Here is a 14,412-nt window from a genome sequence, read left to right as displayed (position 1 = left end):
CAATGAAAAAACTTACCACTTTAGCCCTTATTATTACCACCGCTTTTATCTTACAAGGCTGTGTTCATAAAATCGTCACCGTGCCTGTCAAAGTCGCCTACAAAACCACCAAAGCGTTGGCGAAAGGCACAATCGCCGTTGGTAAAGCCATCATTCCAGGCGACAGTGACGATAAAAAGAAAGATTAAACCGTTTTCTAACCGCCTAAGTAGCGTGGGTTAGCACAGCGTAACCCACGATATGTTGTGTCAAAAAATAGGTCTAGCAAGAGTTTTATCAAACAAACCCTAGTTCTTTTAAGAACGCATATAAATTCTCAGCAAATTTGGCATAACCCTCAGCGTTGGCGTGGATTTGGTCGGATTTTAGCTTTTCATCGGATAAAATCTTTGACCAACCGCCATCCCCTTTGGCAAATAAAATAACGTCTTTATCTTTGGCAATCTGCTCATAAATCGGATTGTCACTTGCCACGCCCAACAATGCACTGGTGCTAAAGTACGGTTCAGCGATTAACACCATCGGAATATTGGCGGATTTGAGTTTATCAATAATTTGGTTGATGTTGCTAGTTGTTGTGGTGGGTGCGACTCGTTGGAGTACATCATTGCCACCAATGCCGAGTAGTAACAATTTGGGATTTACCTCAATTACCTTATCAAGGCGTTTTAACACGCCCTCAGAAGTATCGCCACTTACCCCTTCATTGATGACTTCCCAACCCGTTTTGTTTGCCAACACAGTAGGGTAGGCGGTTTCAGGCGTTGCCCCATAGCCAAAGGTGAGCGAATCACCTAACGCAATCACTTTGCTTCCGCTTGGGATTTTGGCGTTTTTAGGTTTGCTACAGGATATTAACAACGGTAGCGTTAGACCTGCGAGTAATAATTTTCTACGATTCATTTTATGCCATTTTCTATACGTAGTGTCGTTGCCGTAACACTTCATACATACACAACGCCCCTGCAATCGCCACATTTAGGCTTTCTTGCCCATTGGGTTGGGGTAGGGCGATAGGGATGGCTTGGCTCATTAGGCTATCATCCACGCCTTGTCCCTCATGCCCCATGATTAACGCCAATGGCTGTGTTAAATCCGTTTGATAAATCAGCGTATCGGTATGGCTACTGGTGGCAAATAGTGGCACTTTCACTACCTCAAGCACTTGCTCAACTGTCACACCCTCATAAATCGTCACGCCAAAATTCGCCCCCATTCCTGCTCGTAAGGTCTTAGGCGACCAAGCCGAAGCAGTCGCTGTGTGGCTATCTGCGGTACAAATTATCGTCTTCACCCCAACGGCAGAAGCGGTGCGTAACAGCGTGCCGAGATTGCCATTGTCCTGTACGCCATTGATAATAAGGCAATCACTGGTGATGGCGTTTGGCAAGGCAGGTGAGGGAATGTCAATGATTGCCATGATGGATAGCCCTTCGCCTAGACTGCGGATTTCTTTGTATAGACTATCGCTAATGGTTACGGTTTTGACGTTTTTAAGGCGAGTGAGTAGGATGTTAATTTCTCTATTTTGCCAGCCACCCTCGCTGATGATGATGGTATTTGGGGTGAGGTTGGCGTTCAGGTAGGCTTCGATTAGGTGCGTACCTTCAAGAACGGTTTGTCCGAGTTTTTTGCGTTGCCGTGCTTGGGTGAGTAGGGCGTGGGCGGTCTTAATGGTGGGATTATCTTTTGAGGTGATGGTGGGGCTGTATAAGGTCATTGTTTTCTTCTATGCTAATGGGTTTTCTAATGGGGGAAAAGTTATTACTAAAGGGTAAAGATATTTAATGTCATTTTGCCATTCGATTTCTGTATTATCAATGATTTTAATCCTAAGCTTAGTCTAAAAGCCTCAATGATAAAAAATTTTTACTTATAATTAGTCAAGTGTAGCAATTTTTTTAATTAAATTTAAAAATAAACAAATATTTTACACATTTTTTAATATTTATGAGTAAAACCTTTATGTTATTATTACAACGTTATAACTACTTTACCATTGTTTTGTAACACCAACTTACTATTTATTTCATAAGGATAAAATGTATGACTCTAAAAGCAGATGTTAAAAAAGCCTCGCTAAAATTTGGATTAGCGTTGGGAACATTGATGTCACTTTCAATGGCACACGGTGCATGGGATGATGGCACGGCGTTTGACCGCACCAAATATGCCAACCGTGAAACCTTGCCTGATTTTACCGCACATATGTGTGATGAGCCTGAAGCTCAACCGACTTTGACACTTATCAAAGATAACCTGTATCGCCATACCAATGGCAAAGGCTTGGCTACGCATAGCGGTCTTGTGATGATTACCAAAGAAGGGGCATTAGTGGTCGATTCTGGAGCGACTTGTTCAGCCCCTTGGCTAGAGGCAGAAATCAAAAAACGCTTTAATGTACCAATTAAGTATGTGGTATTGACCCATGCTCACGCTGACCATATTGCAGGGGCGGAAATTTGGCAAAAACATGGAGCGATTGTGGTCGCCAATCAACGTGCCGTTGAGCCAATTATTGGTGAAAAACTACCATATGCCTTGCCTGACAAGATTTTTGATAAAGACATGACAATTAAACTTGGTGATGAAGTCGTTCAGTTACACCGTGTTGAACCAAGCCACTCAAATAGCATGACGATGGTATTATTCCCTCGCCAAAAAGCATTGCAATGTACCGATGTTTGTCAAAATAAAACCATGCCATACAATGATTTTTTAGATTTTTATTATGATGGTTGGATTGAAACTTTGGATTGGGTTATTGCTCAAGATGTGGATGTAATTGACGTGGGACATTATGGTTTGTCAAATCGTGAGCAACAAGTGGCATTACGCCGTTATATGGTCGATTTGCATCAACAAGTGACGGATTTAACTCGCCAAGGCATGAGTTGGGACCAACTATATCGTAACGTCAAATTTAGTCCAGAAGTACAAAGTTGGACGAACTTCAATAACATGAAAACCTTGAATGTTTTAGGTATGCACCGTTGGGTAACAAACCATCGCCGTGGTAATTGGTAATTGGTTAATAAAAGTTAAAAAGCCCATTCTTAATAGATTGGGCTTTTTTATGGGAGTTTCCATTAATTACAACATTTCTTCATGCAATTTTTTGACATAATCCACTTCATTTTTCGCCCCCAACACCACTGGCACACGCTGATGAATATTGGTCGGTTCAATCTCCAAAATACGATTCACCGCATCGGTACTCGCCCCACCTGCTTGCTCAATCAACAAACTCATCGGATTGGCTTCGTACATCAAGCGAAGTTTGCCCGCCTTGTCAGGATGCTTGGTGTCAAACGGATAGCTAAACACGCCACCACGCACCAAAATTCGATGTACATCACCCACCATCGCCGCCACCCAACGCATATTAAAATCCTTGCCACGCACGCCATTTGTCCCAGCGATAAACTCATCAATATAGCGTTGCATCGGTGGTAGCCAGTAGCGATAATTTGAGGCATTAATCGCATACTCTTTGGTATCTGGTGAGATGGTAACGCCGTCTTTAATTAAGATAAACTGATGAATACTTGGGTCATAACTAAACATTACCACGCCATTACCAATGGTCAAGGCGAGCATGGTCGATGTGCCATAAATGACATAACCTGCCCCCAGTTGCTGAGTGCCTTTTTGCAAAAAGTCGCTGTCAGTGGCGGTTTGACCTTGATTTTGGTAAGGCAAAATCGAGAAAATCGTTCCCACTGCCATATTAATGTCGATATTTGATGAGCCGTCTAGTGGGTCGAATAATACCAACACTTCACCGTCTTTATTGGCTGGGGTTGAGTTGTCTAGTTCCTCACTGGCGACCCCTGCACATACAGGGTTTTGGCTAAGACGGTCAAGTAAGAGGTCATTGGCAATCACGTCTAATTTTTTTTGTTCTTCGCCCTGTACGTTTTCGTTGCCTGCCTCGCCTAGGATGTCGGCTAATGCCCCACGGCGGAGCAGTTCGCTGATTTCGATACCGACTTTAGCAACCGTGTTGATGGTGCTGGCAACGGCTTTGTTAGGGCATTGGTGGTTGAGGTAGTCGGTGAGGGTGGTTAGGTTGATTTGCATGGCATTCGTCCTGTTCTTGCTGTTAGCTGTCAATATTTTAGGCGATTGTAGCACGTTTTGGGGGGCTTGTTGAGCGTGCTTTTTTTAATGTGAAAAAACGGAATTTTGGGGTAAAATAGCTTAATTTGTTTTTTTAGGCGTAAAAACATGAACATCCTCACCACCCAAACCCTCAGCAACGACCAACTCAAAACCAAACTCGACCAAGCCATGGCAAAACCCGAAAAAGCCAATGACGGTATTCGCCATTTTATCGGTGTCGAGGGGCTAACCAAAGCCCAACTCATGGCAATTATCGAAAAAGCCAACGGCTATATCGAAAACACCCCAGACGGACAACCAAGCCGAATCCGCAACAGTAATGAGCTTGACGGCTGTACCGTGATGAATCTGTTCTTTGAAAATTCCACTCGCACCCGCACCACCTTTGAAGTCGCTGCCAAACGTCTTGGAGCGAATGTCGTCAGCCTTGATATCGCCAAATCAAGTACCTCAAAAGGCGAAAGCCTCCGTGATACGCTTTGGAATCTTGAAGCCATGACCGCTGATATCTTCGTGGTACGTCACTCAGCGAGTGGGGCGGCTCACTTTATGGCGACCGAAGTCACGCCCAATATCGCTATTATCAATGGCGGTGACGGCTGGCACGCTCACCCCACCCAAGCCATGCTCGATATGCTGACCATTTACCGTGAATGTCCTCGTCCATTTGAAGATTTAAGCGTGGCGATTATTGGCGATATTAAGCATAGCCGAGTTGCTCGCTCAGATATTTCGGCATTGCAGACGCTTGGGGTCAAGGATATCCGTGTCATCGCACCCAAGACCTTACTACCCAAAGGTATCGAACGCTATGGCGTGAGCGTATATAACGATATTGATGAGGGTGTCAAAGACTGCGATGTGATTATCGGATTACGTATTCAAAATGAGCGAATTGGCTCGCCGTTATTGCCGTCAACTAGTGAATATTTCAAAGCCTATGGCATTACCCCAGAGCGATTGGCATTGGCAAAATCGGATGCACTTGTGATGCACCCTGGCCCGATGAATCGTGGCGTGGAAATCGCCTCCAGTGTGGCGGATGGTGAGCAATCGGTGATTTTAAAACAGGTAAATAATGGCATTGCCGTGCGGATGGCGGTGATGGCGTTGGCAATGCAGGGGCAAAGACAAGCGAGAGAGAATTAAAAATAATTTCAAACCCGATAAATAACGGTTGTAGGTTGGGTAGAGCAAAGCGATACCCAACATTCTATTTTAATTTTTGGCTATTATTGTATCACGACAATCCAAAAATGAACGAGGGGGTTGGCAAAGAAGATTTTGGGAACACCAAATAAAAAATGACGCTGATTATTTTCATCATGTAAATTATGTGCATATTAATCCTGTTAAACATGGTTTGGTGAAACAAGTCAAAGATTGGCAATATTCCTCGTTTCATCAATATGTTAGAAATGGTGTGCTTGACCTCGATTGGGCAGGTGATGTTATAACAAAATGATATCGTAAGTTGGGTAGAAAATGCTCCCTAACTGTTGGACTCAAAATGTAAAATAGTTGGGTATCGCTTTGCTCTACCCAACCTACACGAAAAATCTATTTAAAAAATCAATGAAAATCAAAAGGCAACCCATGAAAAATTTACTCCCCCCCAACTGGCAATTTGACCTCACCCAATTAGACGACATTGACACCAATGACAAATGGCTATTACCGCCCCTTGTCGATTTATGTGCTAGACTGCGTGAACCGGGGCATCAATCCCACGGCACACTCAAATCCGAAGGCAGTAGTGCCTACCAAAACGGCTTTTTGCACGTTGTCATGCCACCCGATACCGACCCTGTGTTAGAGAACGGTTCATTATTCAAAGGCTTAAAAGAACGTGCCTACCATGACGCAGGGATTCACCTACAAATTTTGGGGGCAATGACCGCAGGCTTAAAAGGTGAAATGCCCGCCAATATGGCAGGGCTAAAACAAGGTGGTGCGATTGGCGTGAGTAATGCTCGCAAGCCATTTGCCAATGATGATGTACTGCTTCAAGCCCTTGATTACGCCTCGACCTTTGATATTAAAGTGTTTTTTTACCCAGACGAGCCAAGCTTATCCAAAAATGGCGTAGCCCATGACGGCTATATCGCCTCGTATCATGGTTTGGCAGGGATTCCGTGGATTGCCGAAACGGTCGCTTTATCTAAGCAACTGCTGATTGTCGAAGAAACAGGCGTATCCGCCCACTTTAGCCAACTTACCACCAAATCCTCGATTGACCTGATGCGATGGGCAAAGCAAAAGGGCTTGCCTGTGACCTGCGATGTCGCCATGCACCAGTTGCATTTGACAGATGATGCCTTGATTGGCTTTAATTCGTTGGCGTATGTGCTACCGCCATTACGCTCCAATACCGATAAAAAAGCCTTGCTCGAGGGCTTGGCGGATGGCACGATTGATGCGATTTGTAGCCACCACGAACCACTTGCCAAAACCGCCAAACAAGCCCCCTTTGCCGAGTGTAAAGCGGGCATTAGCAACTTCGATACCTTTATGGGGCTGGCGTGCCAGTTGGTAAAAGATGGCGTATTGACCGCTGAACAACTGGTCGAAAAAATCTGCCTAAACCCTGCCAAAATCGCAGGTTTATCGAATGGTGAAATGGGCGATTTTTATGCCGAAAAAGGCGGTGCGGTATTGGTAAATCCTAAAGTTTCTTGGACGGTAACTAAAGAAAACATGGGTTCTCAAGGTAAAAATACGCCATTTATCAACAGTGAATTGATGGGTAAAGTAGAAAAGGTGTTCTTTGACTAAAGCTTCGCACACGTCACACGCCAATCAATCCATCGTGATGGTTGCCATCTATGAGGTGGTAAAGGGAGGCTTTGCCTTATTGTTTGCCTTGATGGTAGCGGTTTGGCATGAGCAATTACCCCAGTTGATTGGACGCTTTACCCATTTTTTGCATGAGGTGATGGGGAGTTTTTTGGCGACCCAAATCGACACGCTCAATGCCCTTGCCAATCGTGCCAACCAAGACTGGGTGGCGATGTTGGCGATGGTGTTAGGCTATGCGTCATTGCGGTTTGTGGAGGCGTATGGCTTATATCGAGATAAGATTTGGGCTTATTGGTTGAGCGTCTTAGGCTATGGGTTGTTTTTGCCGTTGGAATTGTATTACCTCATTGCCAAGCCGTTTGACTGGGTGCATTTGATACTGTTTGTACTGAATGTCATCATCGTGTTTATTGTGTATCGTAATATGAAGCAAAAACAGTTGGTTTAATACCAATCCCAATCCCAATAAATATCGTATTGTAGGTGAGAAACACTGTTTCGCAAGGCATAAGCCCAATGTCTAAAATTTCAAACAGGGCGTAAGCATTACGCCCCAACCAAACGGTGTTATTTTTACTTTAAACCACTATATTTAGCCTAAGTTTTATCTTTATCGGTGATAATTCTAGGGTCTTTATTTCCAAGACGATGATTGATTTTATTTTTAATAATGTTAAACGGATTAAATCGACTGTTTAACACCGCTTCAGGGACGATTTGGCGGATTTTTGCCATTGTCCCTGTATTATCACCATGTTCTACTTTATCAAAATTAGCATTTTTCACTTGCACCAAATGCTCATTTTTCAATTCATTATCAAAGCTATCATTATTCAAGCTGTCATCAATATCAACGCCAGTAGCCGTTAGTTTACCAAGATTGCTACGGTGGTAGGCATGGATGGTTTGACCGCTGTTTTGCCTATTGTTTTGATTAAGGTTTTGCTGATTATTTTGAAGCTGATTTTGCTGATGGTTATGACTACCGATTTGGTTAAAATCACTGCCAGCCATCGGTTGAGCATTACCGCCATGCCCTTTAAAATCTAGCGTTCCATCAAAGCCAGTGGCTTGTTCGACATCGGTTTCTTTGATGCGTTTATCTTCATTCACCACATCGCTGACTTGACCACCAGATAAGCCTGACTTTTCACGGCTACTGGCAAGCTGATTGCCTTTGCCGATTTTGCCTGTATTCGGCTCGATATCTTGCGGATTTGGGGTTTGGCGTGGGGCGATTTGGTCAAAGATATTTGACATTGGTATATCAAAATTATGCTTTAACATCGCTTCGCCATTGGCTAAGGTGGTAATCCAATCGGCTGTCCAAGGGGCGTGATTTTTGAGTTTTCGCAGGTCTTTTTCATGCGGTAACGGGTAGGGCAAGTTTTTATAAAAATCCCAAAAACTATAGTCATTCAGTGAGCGTTTTAGTACATATTCATCTTTTTCACTGGTGGCAATCAAATTATTGTCTTGTAAAAAGCTGATATAAGTGTACCAATTTGGCATTTCTTGCCGACCCAATACATCACGCAAGCCAGCCTCGGTCACGGCATTGCCTTTTTTATGCTCACGGTACATGACGTTGAGCATATCCATCAAGCTGAACAACGCATGGCGAGGATGGACTTCTTTGGTTTCAAAAATGGTCAAACAATAGCTGATTTGTACACCCAATAAAATCACATTCCACGAAATATATACCCACAATAAAAACAACGGCAAAATCGCAAACGCCCCATACACGGCTTTATAACTGGTGAAATTATCCACAATTAAGCCAAATGACAGCTTGAGTAGCTCAAAAATAATGCCGACTGTTACCCCTGCAATCAAGGCGTGTTTGAACCGCACTTGGCAACGAGGAATAAACCAATACATCGCCACTAAGCCCATCATCATCACACCGATGGATGCAATCTGCACCCAAATCGCCCAATCAATCCCGTAACCACCAATTTTTTGGTTTAAAAAACTCAAACTTTGCACGGTGCTTGAGATAATAAATGCCGTGCCAAGCATCAAAGGAGCAAGGGTAATAATCGCCCAATAGCGAAGTAAATTGAGCCAACTACTTTCTTTTTTATCCACTCGCCAAATTTGATTAAAGGCGGTTTCAATCGTCACCAAAGTGCTGATAGTGGTAAAAAACAAAATCCCCACACCAATCAAGGTCAAATTGGATGAATTACTGGCAAATTGATTGATGTATTTGCTGACTTGACTGCCTGTCGAGGGCAGTAAATTACTAAAAATCAATGCTTGGATTTGCTCTTTAAACTTGGCAAGCTCTGGCACGGACGATAAAATCACCACCACCAAAGTTAAAATCGGCACGATAGATAACAGCGTGGTATAAGTTAGGGCAGAGGCTTTTTGGGTGCAGTTATCATCAATAAAATTTTTGACCAAATACACCAAAAATTGCACCCATTTATATTGTAGAAATGGCAGTTTCTTTAATTTTGCAAGTAATTCGTTCATAATTCGACTGTGATAATCCGTTAAAATGTAGTGGGGTAAATCTTCTAATTTTAAGCCCCCTCTTTCGTAAAGAGGGGGTTGGGGGAGATTTAAAAAATGCCGATGGCTAAATGCAAGTATGGTATCATATTCGCCAATTTAAATTATTCATTTAGCGTTAATTGTGATGGAATTTTGTTAGTTTTAACTATTGTTTAATATAAAAATCCCCCAAAAATGGAACACCAATTATGTCAACGTCAGTCGCCCCTTATATCCTTGTTTTATATTATAGCCAAAACGGCTCGACCAAAGAACTTGCCTACCAAATCGCTCAAGGCATTGAGGAAAGTGGCACGAATATTACTGCTCGCATTCGCACCGTACCGAAAGTCAGTAGCGTGGCGGAGCAGACTACCCCTACGATTCCAGATGAGGGTGATTTGTACGCCACGATGGATGATTTAAAAAACTGTGTTGGGCTAGCGGTGGGTTCGGCAACGCATTTTGGCAATATGTCGGCTTCGATGAAGTATTTTTGGGACAATACGGTGACGCTATGGTTGGCAGGCAATTTGCAAAATAAACCTGCTTGCGTGTTTACCAGTACAGGCACGATGCACGGCGGACAAGAAACCACGCTCACCAGTATGATGACACCGCTGTTACATCATGGCATGGTCATCGTGGGGATTCCGTATAGCGAATCGGTACTTAACCACACCACAAGCGGTGGCACACCGTATGGGGCAAGTCATGTCAGTGGGGCAAGCCATGATAAAGAGATGACAGCTGATGAAAAAACTTTGGCAAAAGCCCAAGGGCAACGCCTTGCTAAAGTCGCTCACGCATTGATGGGCTTGCAATAATGAGAAAATCCAATAATTCTGCCCCAAAACCTGTGTATCCCATTCACCAACGCCTAAAGATAGTGTGGTGGGCGTGGCTGATATTTCGCCTATTATTCGTGGTAATCTTGACCTATGCTTTAACTACGACCAAACCTGCTATCGTGGGTGGTATCGCATGGCAAGGGCTATGGTTAATCCCTGCCTTTATTGCCACGCCATTTATTGTTAAAGGTAAAAGCCCTTATGCCTTGCTGTTGATTAGCATGATAACTTTTATTTATCTAGGCGGTAGTGGCATGGTCGCCTTGAAACACGGCTTTAGCCAAGTGTGGGGCTTAATGGCAGTGTGGTTGGTGGATTTTGGGTTATTGGCGTTGATTAACTATTGGCTATTTATCTTGTTAAAAAGATTGCCAAAAATGAATGGTTAAAAATATAAATTGTTAAAAAAGGGACAATCTATATTATCCCTTTTTATTAAACAACTTCGGATGGTTTATCAGAATTTACTGGTAAAGCCAAGGTTCACACGTTGGCTATCTGAATGCTCACTACCCATATAATCATAGCTTACACCCACACTACTACGGTCACTGATTTGGTAAGATGTACCAACTGTTGCTTTGAGTTTGTCTTTACCAGTATCCCAGCCTTTGAATTGCAAGGCTGATTCCGTACCCACATAGTTGGTATTGAGTTTGGCATCTCTATCCACAGCTTCAGTGAACTGCAGTCCGCCATAGACTTTCCAAGCAGGGTTGACTTGGTAATTGGCATTCATCCCCACACCCATTTGCCATTGTTTGACATTAAGGTCATTAATTTGGTTGACACCATCATTGACCATATTATCTGCTTTATATTGATGATAGCTGGTCAAGGCATACGGATTGACGCTGAAGCGGTCATTGAGTTGATAATTACTGCCTACTTGGATACCTGCCCCATATAAGTTGCCATCTTGGCTAACTTGGTGACTATTGGTATTACTACGTGTGGTTTTGGTTTCAAGGGTTGCTCCTTTTGCCCAACCTAAGAGATAACTATCTTGATTCAAGTTTTTATTGATACCCACGGTAATGGCAGTCATGTCGGTATCACTGGTATTGTGAATGCCATACACATCTTCGTCATTTTTTAATTGAGCAATATCTGCTTGAATCGCCAAATTGATACTGTCACTGATTGCCAGACCTGTACCAATGGTTTGGTTATTGGTGGTACGGTTGCTTGAGGCTTCACCAACTTTTAGGTCATAGTCTTGGCGATGGGTATCTGCCCAAAAACGGTCATTTTTAACTAAACGCTGGCTAAAGTCATTGGTTTGCTCAAAGCTTTCTTCGACAGCATTGACGGCACTATTACTATAAATTGTTGGGTCAAGTTGATAAATTTGCTGATTGGTGGCTTTGGCTGATAACACTGGGCTAGCATTACTATTCGTTGCCATTGCTTTGAGGGTGGCATCAGTATCAATACTACCTGCAAAATGCTCAATGACATTATTGGCAAATTGTTTTTCACTGTCGGTTAAGGTGCGAGTTTCTTGTTTGGCATCAAGTTCACTTAAGGCTTTGTCAAGGTTTTGAGCAACTTCTTGGGTGCTTGGTGCTAGTTTATCAACACTACTAACCACATTGCTGGCTTTTAGACGTTTTGCAGTGATTTGTACGTCTTTATTGGTGGTGTCACTGGCATTTAGTGGCTCACCTTGCTCATTAACTTGTGGGGTATATTCCACTTTAGTTAACTCAAATAAGGGGTTGATAGAGGCATGGCTATCAAATTGTTTGGTAATACCACCATTGGCTCGTAATACGGTGATACGATTGCCTTTTTCGGTGATAAGACCGTCTTTGGTTTCACCTGTTAGGGCAAGCTTGCCACCCAAGCTTGCTATGCCGTTGACGGTAGTTAGGTTGCCAAATTTGGCTTTAAAGCCTGTGTTTTCTTTGTCAGTGGCATTGACCGTATAATCCCCATCAATGGCAAGGTTACCTTCGTTATTGAGCCAGCCTTTGGTTTGGTTGACGCTTTTAACTTTACCAAAGCCTGTGAGTTCACCACCCGTGATAAACATGGCTGAGTTGCCATTGTTGCCATTGACTTCGAGCACACCGCCTTCGATAACGCTGTCGCCTTTGTAGCTGTTATTGCCCATAAAGACCAGTTTACCATCGCCTTTTTTGGTAAAACCTTTGTCACCTTTAAGGTCATTGTAGAATACAGATTCTTTTGTGCCTGCCGTATCTAAAACAACGTCATCCCAGTAGAAACCACCGTAGCCTTTGGTGGCAGTTTCTGGGTCAAGTAAGCCCCAGCCATTTTCCCAAGTGATATTTTTACCATTGATGTTGCCATTGACACCAACTTTGGCAGGAGTACGGGGTTTAAAGGACATATTCGCATCGGGAATAAGATAATAAGTTTGTCCTGTGTTTTGATCTCTGCCTGTTAAGTAATTATCTCGATAATTATAGGGTAAATTACTGACTCTTCTGACACCTTGATAAGTTGGCGAAGCTTTTATGATGTCATCAAAATCTTTGGCTGTTCCTAACAGGGTTTCTGTTAAGTTTTTATTTTTCATCCAAGGGTAAGCGGCTTTAATCAGTGCGGCTGTACCTGTAACACGGGCAGTCGCAGGTGATGTACCTTGGTAGTCGCTTAATTCACCATTGTTTTTGAAATTTTTGGTGGTCGAAGTGGCTGAGATACACCACTCAGCTGTACGTCCACAATAGTTGGCTTTATCAAAGTCTTCTCGAGGTGATGATACGGTAATAAAGCCTTGTTTGAACTTATCATTTATTAATGGGGCTAAGTTTTCATCATACGCATCGTCTTTTCCCTCGTTACCTGTTGCTTTTAGCATCAAGACATCACGATTTAGAATCAAATCGTGGATATAAGGCAGGTTTTGTTCAGCAATGCTGATAATGTTAGAGTTTCCTTTGACTGCACCTGTGTCTTTATTATAGGTTAAATTTTTGGCATCTCGAATCCACTGGTCAGTGTTATCTGACCCCCAAGAGTTATTAAAGATTTTAACACCATAGCGTTTGTTAAGCTCAGAGGTTACAAAGAATTGGTTACCATTTCTAGTACCTTCACCAATCGTATCACTACCATAGATTTTAGCATTGCTATAACCATCATTACCTGCTGCAACGGTTGCCATTTGAGAACCGTGGTCACCACTAGCGTAAGTCGTGGCATACTCACCCACGGAAGTAGAGCTATTAAGTTTTAGTTGGGTGTCATGGACATTTGCACCCACTAGACCTTTATTATTGCGATTAATACCACTATCCACCACACCAATACTGATATTACGTGAGTCAATGGTATTTCTCAAATTTTGTAAACTTTTAGCGTACGCTTCTTCGGTTGCACCATAGAATTTTTCTGTTAAGTTTTTACTAAAACCTTTGTCTTGTGCTACTTCGGCATAGTAAGAGTCCATCGTACTATAGCCTGTGTGCGTGCCTGTGGTTGGTTTTGGCTGACTGGCTTGCAAATCCGCATTAATTTTACGCTCATACGTTGGTTTGGTAAGCTGTGCATTGGTAAATGGTGTGACGTAGTCTGCTTTTACTTCAGGCGTAGGAGTCGGTGTTGGCACTGGCGTAGGAGTCGGTGTTGGCACTGGCGTAGGAGTCGGTGTTGGCACTGGCGTAGGGGTAGGTGTTGGTACTGGCGTAGGGGGAGGTGTTGGTACTGGCGTAGGCTCAGGTGTCGGTACTGGCGTAGGCGTAGGTGTCGGTACTGGTGTGGGCGTAGGTGTCGGTACTGGTGTAGGCTCAGGTGTTGGTACTGGCGTAGGCTCAGGTGTCGGTACTGGTGTGGGCGTAGGTGTTGGTATTGGCGTAGGGGTAGGTGTTGGTACTGGCGTAGGCGTAGGTGTCGGCACTGGTGTCGGTACTGGCGTAGGTTCAGGTGTTGGTACTGGTGTAGGCTCAGGTGTCGGTACTGGTGTGGGCGTAGGTGTTGGTACTGGTGTGGGCGTAGGCTCAGGTGTTGGTACTGGCGTAGGCTCAGGTGTTGGTACTGGCGTAGGCTCAGGTGTCGGTACTGGCGTAGGCTCAGGTGTCGGTACTGGCGTAGGCTCAGGTGTCGGTACTGGTGTGGGCGTAGGTGTTGGTATTGGCGTAGGGGTAGGTGTTGGTAC

12 protein-coding genes are annotated in these 14,412 nt (G+C 43.7%); 7 read left to right on the top strand and 5 right to left on the bottom strand.

Features of this window, described 5'->3' with window-relative positions:
* Nucleotides 1-2 precede the first annotated feature (2 nt).
* Nucleotides 3-188, top strand: a complete 186-nt coding sequence (locus ACK1U4_RS07310) for an NF038104 family lipoprotein (RefSeq protein WP_419400574.1) — start codon at nucleotides 3-5, stop codon at nucleotides 186-188.
* Between the two features lie 88 nt (nucleotides 189-276).
* On the opposite strand, the gene ACK1U4_RS07305 is transcribed toward ACK1U4_RS07310, so the two are convergent.
* Complete coding sequence (locus tag ACK1U4_RS07305) at nucleotides 277-903, bottom strand: GDSL-type esterase/lipase family protein (RefSeq protein WP_419400573.1); 627 nt, start codon at nucleotides 901-903, stop codon at nucleotides 277-279.
* 13 nt (nucleotides 904-916) lie between these two features.
* On the bottom strand, nucleotides 917-1,720 hold the full coding sequence (locus tag ACK1U4_RS07300) for a TrmH family RNA methyltransferase (RefSeq protein ID WP_419400572.1): 804 nt from the start codon (nucleotides 1,718-1,720) through the stop codon (nucleotides 917-919).
* Nucleotides 1,721-2,046: 326 nt separating this feature from the next.
* Between ACK1U4_RS07300 and ACK1U4_RS07295 the strand changes: the two genes are divergently transcribed.
* On the top strand, nucleotides 2,047-3,027 hold the full coding sequence (locus tag ACK1U4_RS07295; RefSeq protein WP_419400571.1) for an MBL fold metallo-hydrolase: 981 nt from the start codon (nucleotides 2,047-2,049) through the stop codon (nucleotides 3,025-3,027).
* 66 nt (nucleotides 3,028-3,093) lie between these two features.
* Here ACK1U4_RS07295 and ACK1U4_RS07290 read toward each other — a convergent pair whose 3' ends face one another.
* The gene (locus ACK1U4_RS07290) at nucleotides 3,094-4,083 is read right to left on the bottom strand and encodes a class 1 fructose-bisphosphatase (protein WP_419400570.1); all 990 of its coding nucleotides are present in this window, start codon (nucleotides 4,081-4,083) and stop codon (nucleotides 3,094-3,096) included.
* 210 nt (nucleotides 4,084-4,293) lie between these two features.
* On the opposite strand from ACK1U4_RS07290, the gene ACK1U4_RS07285 reads away from it, so the two are divergent.
* The 3 genes from ACK1U4_RS07285 (at nucleotide 4,294) to ACK1U4_RS07275 (ending at nucleotide 7,372) form a co-directional block, all read left to right on the top strand.
* Entirely contained in the window at nucleotides 4,294-5,274 is a 981-nt protein-coding gene (locus ACK1U4_RS07285) for an aspartate carbamoyltransferase catalytic subunit (protein ID WP_419400691.1), read from the top strand.
* A gap of 447 nt (nucleotides 5,275-5,721) precedes the next feature.
* Nucleotides 5,722-6,900, top strand: a complete 1,179-nt coding sequence (locus ACK1U4_RS07280) for a dihydroorotase (protein ID WP_419400569.1) — start codon at nucleotides 5,722-5,724, stop codon at nucleotides 6,898-6,900.
* Nucleotides 6,893-7,372 (top strand): DUF2127 domain-containing protein, encoded by a 480-nt coding sequence (locus ACK1U4_RS07275; RefSeq protein WP_419400568.1) that lies wholly within the window; start codon nucleotides 6,893-6,895, stop codon nucleotides 7,370-7,372. Before ACK1U4_RS07280 ends, ACK1U4_RS07275 begins: the two co-directional genes overlap by 8 nt.
* Nucleotides 7,373-7,521: 149 nt before the next feature.
* Here the strand turns inward: ACK1U4_RS07275 and ACK1U4_RS07270 are convergent, their stop codons facing one another.
* Complete coding sequence (locus ACK1U4_RS07270) at nucleotides 7,522-9,411, bottom strand: YhjD/YihY/BrkB family envelope integrity protein (RefSeq protein WP_419400567.1); 1,890 nt, start codon at nucleotides 9,409-9,411, stop codon at nucleotides 7,522-7,524.
* Nucleotides 9,412-9,641: 230 nt separating this feature from the next.
* Between ACK1U4_RS07270 and wrbA the strand changes: the two genes are divergently transcribed.
* A complete protein-coding gene (wrbA, locus tag ACK1U4_RS07265; protein WP_419400566.1) occupies nucleotides 9,642-10,259 on the top strand; it encodes an NAD(P)H:quinone oxidoreductase in 618 nt (205 codons plus the stop codon).
* Nucleotides 10,259-10,672: a hypothetical protein gene (locus tag ACK1U4_RS07260; protein WP_419400565.1), complete on the top strand. Its 414-nt coding sequence runs from the start codon at nucleotides 10,259-10,261 to the stop codon at nucleotides 10,670-10,672. The genes wrbA and ACK1U4_RS07260 overlap by 1 nt, the downstream gene beginning before the upstream one ends.
* A 68-nt stretch (nucleotides 10,673-10,740) precedes the next feature.
* Here ACK1U4_RS07260 and ACK1U4_RS07255 read toward each other — a convergent pair.
* Nucleotides 10,741-14,412, bottom strand: a 3,672-nt coding sequence (locus tag ACK1U4_RS07255) for a S8 family serine peptidase (protein ID WP_419421667.1), incomplete at its 5' end; no start/stop codon positions are given.

Origin of the sequence: Moraxella sp. TY6, from assembly GCF_048551375.1 — a bacterium.
GTDB lineage: Bacteria > Pseudomonadota > Gammaproteobacteria > Pseudomonadales > Moraxellaceae > Faucicola.
Note: the sequence above shows the minus strand (reverse complement) of the source record. Positions and strands in the feature narration are given on the sequence as shown.